The sequence below is a fragment of the Entomohabitans teleogrylli genome, from assembly GCF_001484765.1.
Lineage (GTDB): Bacteria > Pseudomonadota > Gammaproteobacteria > Enterobacterales > Enterobacteriaceae > Entomohabitans > Entomohabitans teleogrylli.
Map to the genome: position 1 here is coordinate 1 of NZ_LLXO01000053.1, position 19,257 is coordinate 19,257.

At 54.0% G+C, this 19,257-nt stretch carries 22 protein-coding genes; 12 read left to right on the forward strand and 10 right to left on the reverse strand.

Annotated elements, in window-relative coordinates; genetic code table 11:
- Positions 1-107 precede the first annotated feature (107 nt).
- The gene (locus tag AQ981_RS24535) at positions 108-647 is read right to left on the reverse strand and encodes a fimbrial protein (RefSeq protein ID WP_249226386.1); all 540 of its coding nucleotides are present in this window, start codon (positions 645-647) and stop codon (positions 108-110) included.
- A gap of 963 nt (positions 648-1,610) precedes the next feature.
- Here AQ981_RS24535 and AQ981_RS24540 point away from each other — a divergent pair.
- Positions 1,611-2,129 (forward strand): anti-virulence regulator CigR family protein, encoded by a 519-nt coding sequence (locus AQ981_RS24540; protein WP_058914388.1) that lies wholly within the window; start codon positions 1,611-1,613, stop codon positions 2,127-2,129.
- A gap of 85 nt (positions 2,130-2,214) precedes the next feature.
- Here AQ981_RS24540 and AQ981_RS24545 read toward each other — a convergent pair whose 3' ends face one another.
- From AQ981_RS24545 to AQ981_RS26585, 4 genes are all read right to left on the reverse strand, one after another.
- On the reverse strand, positions 2,215-3,195 hold the full coding sequence (locus tag AQ981_RS24545; protein ID WP_058914389.1) for a threo-3-hydroxy-L-aspartate ammonia-lyase: 981 nt from the start codon (positions 3,193-3,195) through the stop codon (positions 2,215-2,217).
- Positions 3,196-3,229: 34 nt separating this feature from the next.
- Positions 3,230-3,622, reverse strand: a complete 393-nt coding sequence (locus AQ981_RS24550; RefSeq protein ID WP_058914390.1) for a RidA family protein — start codon at positions 3,620-3,622, stop codon at positions 3,230-3,232.
- A gap of 362 nt (positions 3,623-3,984) precedes the next feature.
- Positions 3,985-5,031 carry an L-asparaginase 2 gene (gene ansB / locus AQ981_RS24555; protein ID WP_058914391.1) on the reverse strand — a complete coding sequence of 349 codons (1,047 nt, stop codon included), beginning with the start codon at positions 5,029-5,031 and terminating at the stop codon, positions 3,985-3,987.
- Between the two features lie 194 nt (positions 5,032-5,225).
- Positions 5,226-5,384: a YqaE/Pmp3 family membrane protein gene (locus AQ981_RS26585; RefSeq protein WP_071609014.1), complete on the reverse strand. Its 159-nt coding sequence runs from the start codon at positions 5,382-5,384 to the stop codon at positions 5,226-5,228.
- 259 nt (positions 5,385-5,643) lie between these two features.
- Here AQ981_RS26585 and AQ981_RS24560 point away from each other — a divergent pair, with 259 nt between their 5' ends.
- Entirely contained in the window at positions 5,644-5,823 is a 180-nt protein-coding gene (locus AQ981_RS24560; protein WP_058914392.1) for a hypothetical protein, read from the forward strand.
- Between the two features lie 43 nt (positions 5,824-5,866).
- Here the strand turns inward: AQ981_RS24560 and AQ981_RS24565 are convergent, their stop codons facing one another.
- The 3 genes from AQ981_RS24565 to AQ981_RS24575 form a co-directional block, all read right to left on the reverse strand.
- Complete coding sequence (locus AQ981_RS24565) at positions 5,867-6,265, reverse strand: H-NS family histone-like protein (protein ID WP_058914393.1); 399 nt, start codon at positions 6,263-6,265, stop codon at positions 5,867-5,869.
- 237 nt (positions 6,266-6,502) lie between these two features.
- Positions 6,503-7,144 (reverse strand): LysE family translocator, encoded by a 642-nt coding sequence (locus AQ981_RS24570; protein ID WP_058914394.1) that lies wholly within the window; start codon positions 7,142-7,144, stop codon positions 6,503-6,505.
- A gap of 214 nt (positions 7,145-7,358) precedes the next feature.
- Complete coding sequence (locus AQ981_RS24575) at positions 7,359-7,646, reverse strand: DUF2623 family protein (protein ID WP_058914395.1); 288 nt, start codon at positions 7,644-7,646, stop codon at positions 7,359-7,361.
- A 491-nt stretch (positions 7,647-8,137) separates the two neighbouring features.
- On the opposite strand from AQ981_RS24575, the gene AQ981_RS24580 reads away from it, so the two are divergent.
- Positions 8,138-8,590: an L-alanine exporter AlaE gene (locus AQ981_RS24580; protein WP_058914396.1), complete on the forward strand. Its 453-nt coding sequence runs from the start codon at positions 8,138-8,140 to the stop codon at positions 8,588-8,590.
- A gap of 23 nt (positions 8,591-8,613) precedes the next feature.
- Here AQ981_RS24580 and AQ981_RS24585 read toward each other — a convergent pair whose 3' ends face one another.
- Positions 8,614-8,973 (reverse strand): DUF2002 family protein, encoded by a 360-nt coding sequence (locus tag AQ981_RS24585; protein ID WP_058914397.1) that lies wholly within the window; start codon positions 8,971-8,973, stop codon positions 8,614-8,616.
- A 154-nt stretch (positions 8,974-9,127) separates the two neighbouring features.
- On the opposite strand from AQ981_RS24585, the gene AQ981_RS24590 reads away from it, so the two are divergent.
- Positions 9,128-9,451 carry a DUF883 family protein gene (locus AQ981_RS24590; protein WP_058914398.1) on the forward strand — a complete coding sequence of 108 codons (324 nt, stop codon included), beginning with the start codon at positions 9,128-9,130 and terminating at the stop codon, positions 9,449-9,451.
- Here the strand turns inward: AQ981_RS24590 and pdxR are convergent.
- On the reverse strand, positions 9,448-10,782 hold the full coding sequence (gene pdxR, locus AQ981_RS24595; protein ID WP_058914407.1) for a MocR-like pyridoxine biosynthesis transcription factor PdxR: 1,335 nt from the start codon (positions 10,780-10,782) through the stop codon (positions 9,448-9,450). The two genes, AQ981_RS24590 and pdxR, sit on opposite strands and share 4 nt — an antisense overlap.
- Positions 10,783-10,913: 131 nt before the next feature.
- Here pdxR and AQ981_RS24600 point away from each other — a divergent pair, with 131 nt between their 5' ends.
- The 8 genes from AQ981_RS24600 to proX all read left to right on the forward strand — a co-directional run bounded on the left by AQ981_RS24600 (position 10,914) and on the right by proX (position 19,014).
- Positions 10,914-11,345: a carboxymuconolactone decarboxylase family protein gene (locus AQ981_RS24600; protein ID WP_058914399.1), complete on the forward strand. Its 432-nt coding sequence runs from the start codon at positions 10,914-10,916 to the stop codon at positions 11,343-11,345.
- 181 nt (positions 11,346-11,526) lie between these two features.
- Positions 11,527-11,775 (forward strand): glutaredoxin-like protein NrdH, encoded by a 249-nt coding sequence (nrdH, locus tag AQ981_RS24605; protein WP_058914400.1) that lies wholly within the window; start codon positions 11,527-11,529, stop codon positions 11,773-11,775.
- Positions 11,772-12,176: a class Ib ribonucleoside-diphosphate reductase assembly flavoprotein NrdI gene (gene nrdI / locus AQ981_RS24610; RefSeq protein ID WP_058914401.1), complete on the forward strand. Its 405-nt coding sequence runs from the start codon at positions 11,772-11,774 to the stop codon at positions 12,174-12,176. Before nrdH ends, nrdI begins: the two co-directional genes overlap by 4 nt.
- The gene (gene nrdE / locus AQ981_RS24615; RefSeq protein WP_058914402.1) at positions 12,155-14,299 is read left to right on the forward strand and encodes a class 1b ribonucleoside-diphosphate reductase subunit alpha; all 2,145 of its coding nucleotides are present in this window, start codon (positions 12,155-12,157) and stop codon (positions 14,297-14,299) included. The genes nrdI and nrdE overlap by 22 nt, the downstream gene beginning before the upstream one ends.
- A 9-nt stretch (positions 14,300-14,308) precedes the next feature.
- Complete coding sequence (gene nrdF, locus AQ981_RS24620) at positions 14,309-15,271, forward strand: class 1b ribonucleoside-diphosphate reductase subunit beta (protein WP_058914403.1); 963 nt, start codon at positions 14,309-14,311, stop codon at positions 15,269-15,271.
- Positions 15,272-15,702: 431 nt separating this feature from the next.
- The gene (gene proV, locus AQ981_RS24625) at positions 15,703-16,905 is read left to right on the forward strand and encodes a glycine betaine/L-proline ABC transporter ATP-binding protein ProV (protein WP_058914404.1); all 1,203 of its coding nucleotides are present in this window, start codon (positions 15,703-15,705) and stop codon (positions 16,903-16,905) included.
- Complete coding sequence (gene proW / locus AQ981_RS24630) at positions 16,898-17,962, forward strand: glycine betaine/L-proline ABC transporter permease ProW (RefSeq protein ID WP_058914405.1); 1,065 nt, start codon at positions 16,898-16,900, stop codon at positions 17,960-17,962. The genes proV and proW overlap by 8 nt, the downstream gene beginning before the upstream one ends.
- A 59-nt stretch (positions 17,963-18,021) precedes the next feature.
- The gene (gene proX / locus AQ981_RS24635) at positions 18,022-19,014 is read left to right on the forward strand and encodes a glycine betaine/L-proline ABC transporter substrate-binding protein ProX (protein ID WP_058914406.1); all 993 of its coding nucleotides are present in this window, start codon (positions 18,022-18,024) and stop codon (positions 19,012-19,014) included.
- Positions 19,015-19,257 lie beyond the last annotated feature (243 nt).

Below are 19,257 nucleotides of genomic sequence, written 5' to 3' on the forward strand. Positions count from 1 at the left end.
GAAAAGTCAGAAATACCAGAGTTCGCAAGAGATTGACCATCGCTGTGCTCCTGAATATCGGGCTGCAAACACAGCCCGATTAACGCTACATGAGAACAGGCTCCGCCTTATTCATAAGCCAGAGTGAAGTCGGTCACAGCCTGGAATTCACCCGGAGTGACGTTAGTGACGCTGGCAATTTTTTCCAGATAGGCGGAAAAACTCAGCGTGTTAGGACCGTTCCCCAGACCGCGACCGCTGGTCGGCTGAAGCAGAGTCACCAACTGACCACTGTAATCCTGAATGCGAACGCCCGCACCAGCCGCCTGGCCATTGATAGCCAGCATGGACATATTACCCGGCACGTTACCACCTGCAAAAATGACCTTCACGGTATTGAATTTAGGTTGGCCGTTGGCATCTAATTCAAAGGCACAATTTTCCAGCTCAATATCAAATGCGCGAGGAGTCGAGGTGCCACCACCATCCAGTAATGAACTGGAAATCTGCCCCAGAGGGACTTTCATGTCAGTTGATTCCGGGTGGATAGAGCACGGAGCATCAATGATAGAGCCATAAAAAGTGACTTTACCACTTCCCTGATCGGCCTGAACACCGAAAGAAGCGATTCCCATAGAGACAATAACAGCAGCAGCTAATTTTTTCATAATTAATTTCCATATATTAAAAGTGATTGTATAACACATCCCGGAAACTGCTGAAATACCGGGCTCTTCATCTACTTATTCCATTGAATTAAAGAACAAAGCCGATGATCATTATCGAAAAAAAACGACAGATCATGGTTATATCAAAAAAACCACCTAAAAAAACATATTCAGAGGCGTTAAAACTCATTCCGACAAAGTTCATCAGCATGAAAGTTCAATAGCATAAATAACAGTATATGTAGACGACATTTTAATTTATTGGTGACCTCCCGAGTAACACTCACATTGTCTAAGAAAAAAGGTAATGAATCAGTAAGCGATTAATTAAACCCAAATTTCTTTTCTGTAAATATTCATTACCCCAATGATAAAAGCAAGGGTAAATTTTTATCGGGCAATAGATAAAACCACTTGAAATTAGACCAATAAGGAAAAATCCTGGATTACATGGGCGATTGTCCAGGAATATTCAGGGTTCCCGGGTAATAAGAGGGTATGAAAGGGCAAAAATCCTAATGATTCACCAAATATCTTTTTTTGTGATACACATCACATTAATTAATTTGAGCGACATAATATTTCAGTAACACATGTCAATGCAGAGTTAAAAACCAAAAACACGATCTCATTCAGCCAGTTAGCATCACAAATATGAGATATAGCCCACAGAAACGTGATTATTCCTGGGGTTTTTGGCGCAATACTCGCGGTTTATCTCCGCCGCGGGTACTCCCTGAAACGAGGCGATCGCCACGTAAAAACCAGCAAATCCCCCCCATTCAGCACCGGCCGCTGTGCCAGGCGATACTTAACATCGGATAATATTGCCTGGCATCGTTCACAGATAAATCCCCGGGAAAACGCCTCTGGTCGCGATAAACTAAGAATAAGAATTGATGATATTGTCGACAATCATCAGTAATCATAATGTTCTATTGTCTACACAATGAGGAACACATCATGTTCAGGCGCCACCGTACTTCTCTTGCATTGACGGCGATTCTCTGTTTCGCCATCTCTGCCACTCCTGCGCTGGCCAATCCCGGTAATGGTAACGGGAACGGCAATGGCGGAGGCCATGGCAACAGTGGAAACCATGGCAATAACGGCAATCAGGGCAATCATGGCAACAGCCAGAAAGGCAATGCCGGCCAGAAAAAAGAGTCCTCCCCGCAGCAGCGTAAAAACTACGGCAAACCCGATCGGGTTGAATCCGATATTAGCTTCTCTACCGCGCGTCATCTGGCGGTTAACTATGGTCTGACAGGTTATCAGTCACTGCCGCCGGGTATTGCGAAAAACCTTGCCAGAGGTAAGCCTCTCCCTCCGGGGATCGCCAAAAAAACCGTCCCCGCTTCAATGCTGGGGCAACTTCCCTACTACCCGGGATATGAATGGAACATCGTTGGCAACGATCTGGTGCTGATCGCCTTAAGTACCGCGGTTGTCACTGCGGTCATCAACGGTGTCTTTGATTAACCCCCGCCATCAGCAAACGGCACCCTGAGCGGTGCCGTTTAGTGAGTAAACAAGAAATAATCGCCCGCCGTCCCGACCGCAGCAATTATCGCTGGTCCTGACCCGCCAGCAACTGACCAAAGCGGCTGATATCGACATTACCGCCGCTGACAATCACCCCCACGCGCTTGCCGCGCAGCGTTTCGCGAACGTCGCGGGCGGCGGCAAAACCCAGGCACCCGGTCGGTTCCACCACTATTTTCATTCGCTCAGCAAAGAAGCGCATGCACTCCACCAGCGCATCGTCGGTAACGGTAAGAATATCGTCCACGTTCTGGCAAATAAGCGGGAAAGTATATTTCCCCAGATGCTGAGTCTGGGCGCCGTCGGCAATCGTCTGCGGCGTATCAATATGCACAATCTGCCCGCTACGCAATGACTGCTGACCATCATTGCCGGCCACAGGCTCCACGCCATAAACTTTACAGCGTGGCGCCAGCCACCGCGCCGCCAGCGCCGATCCAGAAAGCAGCCCGCCGCCGCCAAGGCAGACAAACAGCGCATCCAGCTCGCCAACCTCTTCAAACAGTTCTTTAGCGGCAGTCCCCTGGCCGGCAATGACATGAGGATGATCGTAAGGCGGGATCAGCGTCAGACCGTGCTGCTCCGCCAGTTGCCGACCTATCTGTTCCCTGTCTTCAGTATAACGATTGTATTCCACCACCTGGCCGCCATAACCCCGCGTCGCCGCCACTTTTACCGCGGGCGCATCATGCGGCATCACTATGGTCGCCGGGATCCCCAGCAGTTTCGCCGCCAGCGCTATCGCCTGGGCATGATTGCCGGAAGAGAACGCGACCACGCCGGCCGCTTTCTGCTGCGGAGTAAACTGGCTGAGCGCATTCATCGCGCCGCGGAATTTAAACGCCCCCATACGCTGGAAATTTTCACACTTAAAATAGAGCTGCGCGCCAAACCAGTCATTGGCGGTGCGCGAAGTCAACACCGGGGTTTGGTTAGCATATCCGGCAATACGCAGGCTGGCCGCCGCCACATCGTCATAATCGGGAAGCGCTAATTCGCTCATCTCAGAACACCTCTGTTATGGTCATCTATTTGTTTCAGTCACTGGCCAGCGCCACGGCTTCCACTTCCAGCGCAAATCCATAGTGCAGATGCGCGACTCCGACTACCGCCCGCGCCGGTCGGGATTCACCGATCCACTGCGCATAAAGCGCATCAAAAACCGGCCACAGCGCCATATCCGTGATATACACCCGCACCTGCGCCAGCTGGCGACGGGTTATCCCCGCCCCCTGCAGGCAGGCGTCAAGATTTTGCAGTACCTGGGTAACCTGCTCCTCAAAAGGGGCATCCGGACGATGCGCAGTACCGGCGACCACCGGCAGTTGCCCGGAAACAAACACCAGGCCGCCGGCGCGGCAACTGTGCGAGTAGTGCCCGGCGGGAGGATGACCGCCCGGGACACCGTGACAGATCACTTCCATTGTCATAAGTCAGCTCTCCATGTTTTCTATCGCCGCCGTCATGTGCGGTATGAAGTAAGATAATACAGTTAGTAAAAATAAATACACTATGTCTGATTGAAGGTTATAGCGCGATTGTCGACCATTGCCAATCCTGGAAAATCATACAGGTGAAGATTTGCGACGACGATCGATTTGCCGCACCGTAGCGCGCTGCGATCCAGGTTTATTACAAGCGCTCGGGCAGGTTCGCTGGTCAGGCATGCGCCTGCGTGCCAGCATGCACAGCGCTAAAAATCATGGAAAACATCGCCTGATATCGCCAGACAAGAATTTACGGGGAGTTAAAAAGAGCATGACGCCCCGGTACACCGGGGCGCTCTTACCTGTCAGTACTGTTCGAAATCTTTCTGAATTTCTTCAGGGTTTTGGCTGCGGGTCAGCGCCAGTTGCAGCAGTACCCGCGCTTTTTGCGGATTCAGGGTACCGGAGGCGATAAAACCGTACTTCGAGTCATCCACTTCGGCGTCCCGGGTTGTCGCGCCGGAAGGCACCCGGGAAGAGCGAACCACCGCCACGCCCTGATGTGCGGCCGTCGCCACGGTATCAAACATGGCTTTGTTCATATTGCCGTTACCGACGCCGGCAATCACAATCCCTTTATAGCCCTCGCTCAGCAGCGCTTTCAGCGGCGCATCGCTGGCATTCGCGTAGCTATAGACAATGCCGACCTTCGGCAACTCGGTCAGTTTGCTGACGTCAAATTCCGTTTCGGTAGTGTGCTTTCGGGCTGGCGTGCGCTGATATTCCACTTTGCCATTATGGATATACCCCAGCGGCCCATAATTAAGCGCCCGGAAGGTATCCACCGCGGTGGTATTGGTTTTAGTCACATCGCGCCCATCCAGTACGGTGTCGTTCATCATCACCAGCACACCGCGCCCGGCGGAGGCCGGCTCCGCCGCGGTCACCACCGCGTTATACAAATTGAAGGGTCCGTCGGCGCTCATGGCCGTCGACGGACGCATCGCGCCAACCAGTACCACCGGTTTGGCGCACTTCACCGTCAGGTCGAGAAAATAGGCCGTCTCTTCCATCGTATCGGTACCGTGAGTAATCACGAAACCGTCGGTTTGCGCGCATTCGGCATTAATCTTCTTCGCCAGTGTCAGCCAGACATCATCGCTCATATCCTGGGAACCGATATTCACCACCTGCTCGCCTTTAATGACGGCGATATCTTTCAACTGCGGCACCGCGTCCACCAGCGACTCCACGCCAACTTTTCCCGCGGTATAGCTGCTCTGGGTGGCGGAATCGCCGCCGCCGGCGATAGTACCGCCAGTCGCCAGAACCGTAATATTGGGAAGCGCCAAAGCCGCGCCGCTGAAACCAGAAACAACCATCGCCATCAGACTGACGTTGATGAATTTCATGCATTTTCTCCTTGAGAGGGTGGGATTCCCGGCTAATCTTACCGGTTCGCGGAATAAAAAACGTGACCGTCTTCGGAGATATAACCATCTGCATTTAATAAAAATACAGATGGTTATAATAACAAGGAATGAAATAATAAAATTAACAACTAAAGAATAGTCGTTTGTCAGCAAGCGGTTCTACCCGGCACCGTTCAGTGACGGGTCTGAACCCAGAAAGCGTGGATCAGACCGGGAATGTATCCCAGTAGCGTCAGGAGAATATTCAGCAGAAAGGCCCAGCCAAAGCCTTTCCCCAGCAGTACGCCGAGCGGCGGCAACAATATAGTAATCACGACACGCCAGAAACCCATTTAACACTCCTCTTATGGCTCAGTATTGCAAAGGGTAGCCAGGCACAGGCGAAGCGCCATCTCAGAGAACGCCATTTACCCACTTTTACGCGCCCGGCAGGCATTGCTCAATGGGCTTTGCCGCAACCCTGACAGTCCTCTGGCTGACCACAAAGTCCCGGCAGGCAGGCGGCAGCGAAATTTCCGCCCGACCTGTCATTGCCGGCTATCCGGGTCCATACTCAGTTGACCATAGCGTTAACCACAGGAGGATCGTCACATGTTTAAACCCGGAGATTTAGTGCAACCACGCACCGGCGGGCCGAAACTTGAAGTGCTGGAAGTCCATGAAGATCAAATTGTCGCAGCGCCACCCGGCCAGAAAGACGCGGAAAAGGTCACGCTGAAAGCGGCAGACGTCACGCCTTACAAAGAGGACGGTGATTTCGGCGTTTGCTGAGATTAGGGAAAATGCCCGCGCGCTATGCACGGGCGATACAGGATTAGTTAATTAAAAAATCATACAGCGATTTGCCCTCAGCCAGCGCCGTAGCAATCACCTTTGGCGTACGTCCGCGCCCTGTCCAGAACTGCTGTTTACCGTTCAAATCGCGATAACAATATTTCGCTGTTCGGGAATAACCGTTTTTTGGCGATCCATCAGGTAATTGTTGCACCAGTTCAAGGGGATCGATACCGTCGGCGGCCATTAACGCCAGCCAGGTTTGCAGTTTTTCATAATGGTGGTTATTTAAACGCTGCTGTTCTTCCCGCTGCTGACGCATTTCTTCAGCGACTATCCTGACTTTTTCCAGCATCTCTTCCAGAACATCCATGGAGACAGCGCGAGCCTGTGCCCGAAGTATACGAAGATTATTTAATTGATGTAGCGTCCGGGACATATTTCCCCTTTCTCCCTGGTGGTAATAAAAAATAAGGGGCGCTACCTTACTGAATTTTTAAACTGTGATCCACCCACAACGATTTATCAGATTAATATTTAATCGCAAAAATCCCCAAAATATATTCTAACGGGAGAAAGTTAATCTAATAACTAAATGATATTACGGTACAATTGCATCACAAAAATAATTCAGGCCCATCAGCAATTAACAGGCCTGAAGGTGATCCGCAATTGATTAACGGCGGGTAAACATTAAGCGAATTCCCAGGGCAATGAAGGTGGCGCCCACCGCGCGATCCAGCCAGTTGCGCAGTCGCTGGCTGGTGGAAACCCGGGCGGACAGCGAACCGGACATCCACGCAAAACTGGCATCCACCAGCAAACCGGTGGCGGCATACACCATACCCAGCACAAAAAATGACAGTGCCTGATGCTCGCCTGTCACCGCCACAAACTGTGGAAAGAAGGCGATAAAAAATAGTAAAACTTTCGGGTTGGTTATCGTAGTAATAAATCCTTTTAGCAACAGACTTTTATCACTCAGAGAGATTTTTTCAGCCACGATAGAATTGACTGCCGTCTGACGCCGCCAGCTGGATATAATCATACTCAGGCCCAGCCAAATAAGATAAGCGGCGCCAAGGTATTTCACCACGCTGAATAATAGCGGAGACGCGGCAATCAGCGCCGTAATTCCCAGCGCGCTGGCCAGGGCATGCGCGCAACTGCCCAGGGCGACGCCAACCGCGGAGATCACCCCAGAACGCCGGCCATTAGCGACGCTCTGCCCGACAACATAGGCCAAATCCGGTCCGGGAGTAATTAATAGCAGCAGCGCTGAAACAAAAAACAGCGGAAAATGCACGATATCCAGCATAACAGCCTCACCTTATTTCACCAGGCGGCAATCCGTAGTCGCTGCGCAGCACGATACGCTTTGCGCCGCAATCAACCACACAATCACCGCGAGACACCGATATAACAGAAAGCTAACATGCAGGGCGCGCAGAAACCAGCGTTGAAACAGCGGCGGAAACAGCCGCCGCCGCTGGCAGATCGTCTGCGCCCATCAGGCAACAGCGAGCCGCGGACTAACCTTCGCGGTTATAGCCCGCCATAAAACAGTGCACCGCGCTGCCGGCATTCCTATCTTTAAAGAAATCCACCACCAGATCCTTATCCAGATTGTAGCGCCGCGTCAGTATGCCAGCCTCCCACGCCGCCCGCTGCCCATCGCCGGTCAGTTCTGACAGGTGATGGGCATAGCCCAGTACAAACCCGCGCCGATAATCGGCGCAAAACCTCGCCGCACTGGCGGCGCTCGCTGCATGGCTGGCCCTCAGACCAGCCATTAATCCCTTGCCAAAATGATTTTCCATACCCTCCTCCGGAACAGACAATCGCTATATAAATAACAATATAACGATCATCCATGGCATGGATATACCTCTTTCTGAGCAATGGCACGTCGACACGCAGCGTCATACTGCATAGTTATTCATCTACCAGCCGTGTAAAAAACAACCTACAACAGAATATAAAACTATTTAAATAATTATTAACAGATTAAAAATTTAAAGGATATTGTGAGGATGACGCAATAACCCCCAATGCCCGGGATCGCAGAAATAAATCATCGTATTGATTTACATAAATAAAAATAAATTTTCGACAAAAAGTGATGCCACGTAGCGCAAAAGTCAACCAACAGAGGATTTTGTGGACAAAAAGCCCGTAAATAAAAATTTTACGCTAATTGAAATTATTCAGTTAGAAATATAATCTGCACAAATAGAAAAACGCCGTTTAAGACGCCATCTATAAAGCAATTTTCCAGGATTAATTTCTGAATTACCACGGAGTATTAGCCATGTCATCTGGTTCATCACGGTTTCGCCAGGCTGCGGCCGACATTTTTGCCATGGTGGTGTACTGCTTCATAGTGAATATGGCGATAGAAATTTTTCTATCCGGGATGACGTTCAGTCAGTCGCTTTCCTCGCGTCTGGTTTCGATTCCAGTCAACATCCTGATAGCCTGGCCTTATGGGGTGTACCGTGACGCATTCCTGAAAACGGCGCGGCGCTACAGCCCGGCCGGCTGGGCGCGTAACCTGGCCGATATCCTCGCCTATGTCACATTCCAGTCGCCGGTCTATGCCGCTATCCTCTGGTCGGTAGGCGCAGATATGCAGCAAATTATTGCCGCCGTCAGTTCCAATATCGTGGTAACAATGGTGATGGGCGCCGTTTATGGCTACTTCCTCGATTACTGCCGCCGATTGTTTCGGGTCAGCGGTTACTCGCCCACCCGCGCTGTCTGACTTCCCTGTCCGGGGTCCAGGACTTACGCCTGCCCCGGTGACAACTCAGCCCCAAACAGACCATTAAGATAGCGCTCCAGCGCCAGGCGTGAACTGAAACCGTGAGGAATGCCGTAATGCTCCCGCCCTTCCCCGGCAAGATACAGGGGAAATTGCTGATAATGATCGCAGGTCTTGATCTCTGAGGCCGGTTCAGCCAGCGATGAGCTGCGCTCTTTAAGCATCGGATGAATAACCAGCGCCGTACGCCCCATACGCGCTTCCCGATTCACATACACATAGTTATCACCCCGACGGTAGCCATAGGCCTTTGGAGTGATGATATCTACCGTAAATCCGGCTTTTTCCAGAACGCGCGCCACCTCATCGGGTCGTAAATACATTGTTTTTCCTCTTCCTCTTTTTCACAGCTTCGCAACCTTACCTTAATCAGCAATAGCAGGGCTTTCGGAAAAGTCCACAAACCGGCGGCGATCCGGCGCGGGCGTTCAGGGTGGTCTACACTGTTATGCACATCACGTTTTATGGAGGAAGCCAATGTTTAATCGAACATCACGCAACGATATTGACACTGAAGTAAACGAGGTAAACCAGGATGTCAGCCAGTTGGCCGACGCGCTGGAAGACGTACTGAAATCTTTCGGGAGCGACGCGAAAGACGAAGTCGATGCCGCCCGCAGCAAGGCGCAATCTTTACTCAAAGAGACCCGCGCACGGCTCAATGGTCGCCCGCGGCTCCAGCAGGCGGCTCGCGATGCGGTCGGCAATGCCGATGACTGGGTGCGCGATAAACCCTGGCATAGTGTCGGGATCGGCGCGGCAGTAGGGATCTTTATCGGGGCGCTGCTGGCTCGTCGTTAAAGAGAAATCGCGTCTCGCAGCCGCTTCGCCAACCGTCTGGCCTCCGACAAGGAGGCCACATTGGTAAAGCAGAGCAATAACCCGCGGCGCGCCGGCTCCCGGCTACACCACGTGGTTAACGCCTGAACCGCAAGACCGGCCCGGTTAGCCTTCTGCGCCAGCAACACATCATCCTCATCCACCTCAATCACCAGTTGAATGCCCCCCGACTGCGGCGCCACGCGAAAACCCTGCTCCGCCAGCGCCTGAGTGACATTTTCATGGCGTAGCCCATACAGCTGGCGCATTTTCTTCAGATGACGGAAAAAGTGCCCGCCATGAATAAAATCGCCGATAGTCTGCTGAATCAGCGTCGGGACCGTACAGGGAAAACGGCTGATGGCCTGCTGAAAAGCCGTGGCCAGCGCCGGTGGAACCACCAGCCACGCGGTGCGTAACGCCGGGAATAAAGACTTGCTGAAAGTACCGGCATAGATAACCCTCTGTGGCCCATCAAGGCTTTTCACCGGGGGCAGCGGCCTGGCATGGTAACGAAACTCACTGTCGTAATCGTCTTCAATGATCCAACTGCCGCACCGCGCCGCCCACTCCAGCAACTGGCGGCGGCGATCGGCGCTCAGCGCCACGCCCAGCGGGCTTTGATGAGCGGGCGTCACCAGCGCAAAACGCGCGTCGGGGAAGTGTTTGCGCCCAAAAGCGATATCCATGCCGTCGCTATCCACCGGCACCGGACAAAATCGCAGCCCGGCCTCCGCCAGAATCGGGCGCACCAGGGGATAGCCAGGATCTTCCAGCCAAATACCCTGCTGTGGCGTTGCCAGCACGCCCAGCAGCAGACGCAATGCCTGGGCATAGCCGGCGGTGATAAAAATGTGTTCCGCCGAACAGTCGATATTGCGCGAATAACGCAGATATTCAGCAATTGCCTGGCGCAACGACAGCTCGCCGCCGGGCTCAGGTATCGCCAAATCAAAACCTGTCTGGCTCCGCTGGCGGCGGCCAAGCAGGCGTCCCCACAGCGCGCGCGGAAAGGCATCCAGCGCTGGCAGGCCCATCTGAAAAGGCTGCGGCTGCTGGTGAGCGGAGAGCGGGGATGTCGTAGCGCGAGACCTGACTCCCGGCGGTGTATGGCTCACAAAAGTGCCTGACTGACCGCGCCGCTCCAGCCATCCCTGAGCCACCAGCTCACCATAGGCATTCTCAATGGTGTCCCTTGAAACCCCAAGTTCCTGCGCCAGTGTGCGGCTGGAAGGCAGCCGGGCGCCGACGGCCAGTTCGCCACTCATCATCCCCTGGCGTAGCTGCAGGGCTATCTGGCGGTAGCGCGGAATAAAAGATTTTTCTAACGGCGGATTTTCCCGCGACGCTGACATGGTCTGCTTTTTTATCCTTTTTTTGGCACTTATTTACCATCCATCATAATGCTATTTTGGCCATTCAATGACAATGAGGAGCAACAATCATGACCCCACATCGCCTGCCGTATGCGGAACTTTCCCCGGCTATATATCAACCGCTATGCCAGGCCCTGAAAGGCCTTGAGGCCGGACCTCTGGATATGCGCCTGATCGAGCTGATATTCCTGAGAGTGTCACAGCTCAATGGCTGCGCTTTCTGTCTGGAAATGCACAGTAACGCACTACGCAGGAAGGGAGAAAACCAACCGCGCCTCGATGCGCTGGCGGGATGGCGAGTCAGTACGCGCTTCAGTGAAAAAGAGCGGGCCGCGCTCGCCTGGGCCGAAGCCCTGACGTTCATTGCTGAGGGCCACGCCGGGGATGATGTCTGGCTGCCGCTGCAAGCCCATTTCAGCGATCAGGAAATCAGCGATTTAACGTTCGCCATCAGCCTGATGAATGCTTTCAACCGTCTGGCGGTCAGCATGCGCCAGTAATCTTGCGTCGCCTCTTCCTCGGGGCGACCTCCTTCACTGCCTTAATACTCCGCGTCAAAAACGCTACATATTGCGTGGTTGAAAATAATTTACCCAACATATAGTATTTCAGGCACCAGATCACTGATGTATCGGGCGACAGTAATTGCCGCGTTTGCCATCTTAAACGGAAATACGAATCATGCGCATTATTATTTACACTCGCAAAAGCTGTATCCAGTGTCATGCCACCAAACGGGCGATGGAAAGCCGGGGTTTTGACTATGAAACCATCAACCTCGATTTAGATCCTCAGGCCGCCGATGAGCTACGCGCCCGGGGATTTCGCCAGTTGCCGGTGGTGATCGCCGATCAGCAAAGCTGGAGCGGCTTTCGCCCGGATATGATCAACCGCCTGCCTCAGCCCGCCGGGCATACGGCCAGCCTGTGAGTACTCTGGTCTACTTTTCCAGTAGTTCGCAGAACACCCACCGCTTTGTGATGCGCCTGGGTCTCCCCGCGCGGCGCATCCCGGTTACGCCAGGTGAACAGCTGGAAGTCAGCGAACCATATATCCTGATTGTCCCCACTTATGGCGGCGGCGGGCGTGCCGGCGCGGTCCCCCCGCAGGTGATCCGCTTTCTCAACCATCCCGGCAACCGGGCGCTGATTCGCGGCGTCATCGCGGCCGGTAACAGTAATTTTGGCGACGCTTACGGCCTTGCCGGCCAGATTATCGCCCAAAAGTGCCAGGTCCCGTGGTTGTACCGCTTTGAATTGCTCGGTACCCCCGAGGACCGGGAAAACGTGCGTAAGGGAGTAAACCAATTTTGGCAACGACAGACACCCTGAATCCTGACGCGCTGTCCGGGGATTATCATGCCCTGAATGCGCTACTTAATCTCTACGACAGCGCCGGTCGCCTGCAGCTGGAACAAGATCAGCGGGCGGTAGAGGCTTTTTACTCCAGACATGTACAGCCGAATTTTGTCACGTTCCCCAACCACGCGGCGCGGCTGGACTGGCTGGTACGCGAAGGTTATTACCAACCCGCAGTACTCGAACATTACCGCCCATCGTTCTGCGAGGCGCTGTTCGAACGCGCTCATCGGGCCGGTTATCGCTTTCAGACTTTCCTCGGCGCCTGGAAGTTTTACACCAGTTACGCCTTAAAAACCTTTGACGGCAAACAGTATCTGGAGCATTTCGCCGATCGGGTGGTCATGGTGGCGCTGACCCTCGCCCGGGGCGATGAAACCCTCGCCGGTCAACTGATGGAAGAGATGCTCACCGGGCGTTTTCAACCCGCCACGCCGACCTTCCTTAACTGTGGCAAACAGCAGCGCGGCGAGCTGGTGTCCTGTTTTCTGGTACGTATCGAAGACAATATGGAATCGATCGGCCGGGCGGTAAATTCGGCGTTACAGTTGTCCAAACGCGGCGGCGGCGTGGCTTTCCTGCTCTCTAATCTGCGCGAAGCCGGAGCGCCGATCAAACGCATTGAAAATCAGTCTTCCGGGGTGATTCCGGTCATGAAAATGCTGGAAGACGCCTTCTCCTACGCCAACCAACTGGGGGCGCGCCAGGGGGCCGGCGCGGTCTGGCTGCACGCCCATCACCCGGATATTCTGCGTTTTCTGGATACTAAACGGGAAAACGCCGACGAGAAAATCCGTATTAAAACGCTATCGTTAGGGGTGGTTATTCCGGATATCACCTTCCAGTTGGCGAAAGAGAATGCGCCGATGGCGCTATTTTCTCCGTATGACGTTGAACGTCTGTACGGCAAACCTTTCGGCGATATGGCGATCGGCGAATGTTACTACCAGTTGCTCGACGACCCGCGGGTACGCCGTCAGACCATCAACGCCCGGGACTTTTTCCAGCGCCTGGCGGAGATCCAGTTCGAATCCGGCTATCCGTACATCATGTTCGAAGATACAGTAAACCGCGCTAACCCCATCGCCGGGCGTATTAATATGAGTAATCTGTGCTCGGAAATTCTCCAGGTGAACAGCCCGTCGATCCTTGAAGATTGTCTCGCCTACCGGGAAATCGGCCACGATATTTCGTGCAATCTGGGATCGCTGAACATCGCCCATACCATGGACTCCCCGGATTTCGGGCGCACGGTGGACGTCGCTGTCCGCGGCCTGACGGCGGTCTCCGACATGAGCGATATCCGCTCAGTTCCCTCCATCTCCGCCGGCAACGCCGCGTCGCACGCCATCGGCCTCGGGCAGATGAATCTGCACGGTTATCTGGCCCGCGAAGGGATTCTCTATGGCTCAGCGGAAGGTATCGATTTCACTAATATCTATTTCTGTACCATCACCTGGCATGCCCTGCGGGCCTCCTGCGCCCTGGCGCGCGAGCGCGGCCAGCGCTTCGCCGGTTTCGAAAATTCGCGTTACGCCAGCGGCGACTATTTCCACGATTATGTCACCCGGGACTGGCAGCCTGAAACCGACAAAGTCCGGGCGCTATTCACCCGCGCCGGCGTCGTCATTCCCACCCGCGAAATGTGGAGCCAACTGCGCGACGACGTAATGCAGTGGGGGCTGTATAACCGGAATTTACAGGCTATTCCCCCTACCGGTTCAATTTCATATATCAATCACGCCACGTCGAGCATTCACCCGATCGTGTCGCGCATTGAGATCCGCAAAGAGGGTAAAACCGGTCGGGTCTATTATCCGGCGCCGTTTATGACCAACGACAATCTTGAACTGTACCAGGACGCTTACCAGATTGGTCCGGAAAAGATAGTTGATACCTACGCCGCCGCGACCCGTCACGTCGATCAGGGGCTATCGCTGACGCTGTTTTTCCCGGATACCGCCACCACCCGCGATATTAACCGCGCCCAGATCTATGCCTGGAAGAAAGGTATTAAAACCCTGTACTACATCCGCCTGCGCCAGATGGCGCTGGAAGGTACCGAAATTGAAGGCTGCGTCTCCTGCGCGCTGTAAGGATTACTGATGACCGCTTTGACCCGTATTTCCGCTATAAACTGGAACCAGATCGAGGATGATAAAGATCTGGAAATCTGGAACCGGCTGACCAGTAATTTCTGGCTACCGGAAAAAATCCCCCTGTCCGGCGATCTGCCCGCCTGGCAGAGCCTGAGCGCGGCGGAGCAGCGCCTTACAATCCGGGTTTTCACCGGCCTGACGCTGCTCGACACCATTCAGAATACCCTTGGCGCGCCGGCCCTGATGGGGGACGCGCTGACCCCCCATGAAGAAGCCGTACTGTCGAATATCAGTTTTATGGAAGCGGTCCATGCCCGCTCTTACAGTTCGATATTTTCCACCCTGTGCCAGACCCCGGAGGTCGATGCCGCCTATGCCTGGAGCGAAGAAAATCAGCCGCTGCAGCGTAAGGCGCACATTATTCTGGAGCATTACTGCGGTAACGATGCGCAGAAGAAAAAAATCGCCAGCGTATTTCTCGAATCCTTTCTGTTCTATTCCGGGTTCTGGCTGCCAATGTACTGGTCGAGCCGCGGAAAACTGACCAATACCGCCGATTTGATTCGTCTGATTATTCGCGACGAAGCGGTGCACGGTTATTATATCGGCTATAAATTTCAGAAGAATCTGCAACAGGCCACACCACAGCGCCGGGAATCGCTACAGAATTTCGCGCTGGAATTACTGATGGTGCTTTATGAAAATGAACGGGAATATACAGCGGCGCTTTACCGGGAAACCGGCCACGAAGAGGATGTTAATGCATTCCTGTGCTACAACGCCAATAAGGCATTGATGAATCTGGGCTATGAGGCCATATTCCCGCCGGAGATGACCCGGGTAAATCCGGCGATTCTCGCCGCCCTCTCCCCCGGCGCCGATGAAAATCACGATTTCTTTTCCGGCTCCGGATCTTCGTATGTGATGGGAAAAGCCGTAGAAACCCAGGACGACGACTGGGATTTTTGAGCCACGCCGGCGCTGCCGGCGTTAACCCCTAAAACCGCCCCATATTTCCCGGCGCTATTCAGTTTTATTCAGCAAATCAGATTGAATGATTCCGTTCTATTTTCCAGAAAAATAATCACCTCTCCCTCACTAAATTTTTCACAATCAGGATTTCCGGAACAAATAATAACCCCATTTTTTCCGTGAATTTTCGCCGCGACGCCCTGTTCAACCAAAAATTCTCCATAGCAAAGCAAAAAAATCGCGATTTTTACAATCCGCGCTCAGCCCTTATCTCATGGGAAATACAGCAACCCCGGCGCCCACTGAAATATATCCTGGCGCTTACCGAGGGTTGCCACAGAATCTCAGTATGTTAGGGTATATGGCGACTACGACTTTTCATCAGGAAAAATAAATATATCGACAGATAACGGGAAACTATTTATTGCATGGCAGTTAAATTAGAAGTAAAGAATCTTTATAAAATATTCGGCGAGCATCCTCAGCGCGCTTTTAAATATATCGAACAAGGGCTCTCAAAAGAGCAAATACTGGAGAAAACCGGTTTATCACTTGGCGTAAAGAACGCCAGTCTGGCCATTGAAGAAGGCGAGATATTTGTCATCATGGGGTTATCCGGTTCGGGTAAATCCACTATGGTTCGCCTTCTCAATCGCCTGATTGAACCCACCCGCGGGCAGGTACTGATTGACGGCATTGATATTGCCGCAATATCAGACAGCGAGCTTCGCGAGGTGCGCAAAAAGAAAATCGCGATGGTATTCCAGTCGTTTGCGCTCATGCCGCACATGACCGTACTCAATAATACGGCGTTTGGTATGGAATTAGCCGGTGTGGCAGTCCAGGAGCGCGAGGAAAAAGCCCTCGATGCCCTGCGCCAGGTCGGGCTGGAAAATTATGCTCACGCCTACCCGGATGAACTTTCCGGCGGTATGCGTCAACGTGTCGGTCTGGCCCGGGCATTAGCCATTAATCCGGATATTCTGTTAATGGACGAAGCCTTCTCGGCCCTCGACCCGTTAATCCGTACCGAAATGCAGGATGAACTGGTCAAGCTCCAGGCTCAGCACCAGCGCACCATTGTGTTTATTTCGCACGATCTGGATGAAGCCATGCGTATCGGCGATCGCATCGCCATTATGCAAAACGGCGAAGTGGTGCAGATTGGCACGCCGGATGAAATCCTCAACAACCCGGCCAACGACTATGTCCGCACCTTCTTCCGCGGGGTGGATATCAGCCAGGTATTCAGCGCGAAAGATATCGCCCGTCGTAGCCCGGCAGGCATTATCCGCAAAACGCCGGGTTTCGGCCCGCGTTCGGCGCTCAAACTGCTGCAGGATGAAGACCGCGAATTCGGCTATGTCATCGAGCGCGGGCGTAAATTTATCGGCATCGTCTCTATCGACTCGCTGAAAGCCGCGCTGACAAACGGCCAGGGACTGGATCAGGCCCTGCTCGACGCGCCGCAGCCAGTGATGGCGGAAACCTCTCTCAACGAACTGCTCTCCCACGTCGGCCAGGCGCCCTGCGCCGTACCGGTGGTGGATGAGAATCAGCAGTATCTTGGCACCATCTCCAAAGGCGGTCTGCTGCAGGCATTAGATCGTGAGGGGGCAAACAATGAGTGATCAAACTACAAATCCATGGGATACCACGGCCGGGACGGCAGGCGATAGCGCCTCTGCCGCCGATGCGTGGGGAACCCAGGCGCCAGCTGCCGATAACGGCGCCGACTGGCTGAACAGCGCCCCGGCGCCGCAGCCGGAACAGTTTAATATTCTCGATCCGTTTCATCACACGCTGATCCCGCTGGACAGTTGGGTGACCACCGGCATCGACTGGGTCGTCACCCACTTCCGTCCGGTGTTCCAGGGGATCCGCGTACCGGTGGACTATATCCTTAGCGCCTTCCAGCAGTTGTTGCTGGGGATGCCGGCGCCGGCGGCGATTGTCGTCTTCGCCCTGATTGCCTGGCAGATGTCCAGCCTCGGGATGGGGGTAGCGACCCTGGTTTCACTGGTTGCCATTGGCGCTATCGGCGCCTGGTCTCAGGCCATGGTGACGCTGGCGCTGGTGCTGACCGCGCTATTGTTCTGTATTCTCATCGGCCTGCCGCTGGGGATTTGGCTGGCGCGCAGCCAGCGGGCGGCGAAAATCGTACGGCCGATACTTGATGCCATGCAGACCACGCCGGCCTTCGTCTACCTGGTGCCGATCGTCATGCTGTTCGGGATCGGTAACGTACCGGGCGTGGTGGTAACGATTATCTTCGCCCTGCCGCCGATTGTGCGGCTGACCATTCTCGGCATCAACCAGGTGCCGGGGGATCTTATCGAGGCCGCGCGCTCTTTCGGCGCCAGCCCGCGCCAGATGCTGTTTAAAGTCCAGTTACCGCTGGCGATGCCGACCATTATGGCCGGGGTTAACCAGACGCTGATGCTGGCGCTGTCGATGGTGGTGATCGCGTCCATGATTGCCGTCGGCGGCCTGGGCCAGATGGTTCTGCGTGGGATTGGCCGACTCGACATGGGGCTGGCCTCGGTGGGCGGAGCCGGCATTGTTATCCTGGCGATTATTCTCGACCGCCTGACCCAGGCGGTGGGGCGCGACTCGCGCAGCCGCGGCAACCGCCGCTGGTACACCACCGGACCGCTGGGCCTGCTGACCCGTCCATTCATCAAATAAAAGCCGCGGCGGCATCGGTGCCGCCCGCTTTCTTTCATCACACAACAAAAGGAATAACGATGCGACATAGTGTTATTTTTGCCACAGCCTTTGCCACACTCGTTTCCACCAGCGCTCTGGCGGCCGATCTGCCGGGTAAAGGCATTACCGTACAGCCGATTCAGAGCACCATTTCGGAAGAGACTTTCCAGACATTACTGGTCAGCCGCGCGCTGGAGAAACTGGGTTATACCGTCAACAAGCCGAGTGAAGTGGACTACAACGTCGGCTATACCTCAATTGCCTCTGGCGATGCCACTTTTACCGCTGTGAACTGGCAGCCCCTGCATGACGATATGTATGCCGCGGCCGGCGGAGATCAAAAGTTTTATCGCGAGGGTGATTTTGTTACCGGCGCCGCGCAGGGTTACCTGATGGATAAAAAAACCGCCGAGCAGTATCACATCAAGAGTATCGATCAACTGAAAGATCCGCAGCTCGCGAAGTTATTTGATACTAACGGCGATGGCAAAGCCGATCTGACCGGTTGTACGCCGGGCTGGGGCTGCGAAGCGGTGATTAATCACCAGATAAAGGCCTTTGGTCTGAGTGATACGGTGACGCACAACCAGGGGAACTACGCGGCGATGATGGCCGATACCATCACCCGCTTTAAAGAGGGCAAACCGGTTGTTTACTATACCTGGACCCCGTACTGGGTGAGCGACATTCTCAAGCCGGGTAAAGATGTAGTCTGGCTACAGGTACCGTTCTCTTCCATGCCGGGCGAACAGAAAGACATTGATACTAAACTGCCCAACGGCGCGAACTATGGTTTCCCGGTGAACACCATGCATATTGTCGCCAATAAAGCCTGGGCGGAGAAAAACCCGGCGGCCGCGAAGCTGTTTTCAATCATCAAGCTGCCGATTGCCGATATCAACGCTCAGAATGCGATGATGCATAACGGTAAGGCATCGGAAGCGGATATTCAGGGCCACGTTGACGGCTGGATTAAGGCGCACCAGGCACAGTTTGATGGCTGGGTGAACGAGGCGCTGTCGGCGCAATAAGTTTGGTTGGGGGAGGCGGGGCTTCCCCTTTTCCCCTTCTTTTCTTTGTTCCTTATCTGTGCGCGCTGTATATCGTGGTTTCCTCCACTCCCGGCCTTATCCCGCGGATCGGGTATGGCTCGACGTTCCTGTGCGGTATGCCAGTTAGCATCTGTTTTTTCGTTCAGGCGGTGAGTCTGATGTGAGCCCCATCTCCGCTTTTTCCGTTCATGGTGTCAGTCGGGAATCTGTCTGATGCACCGC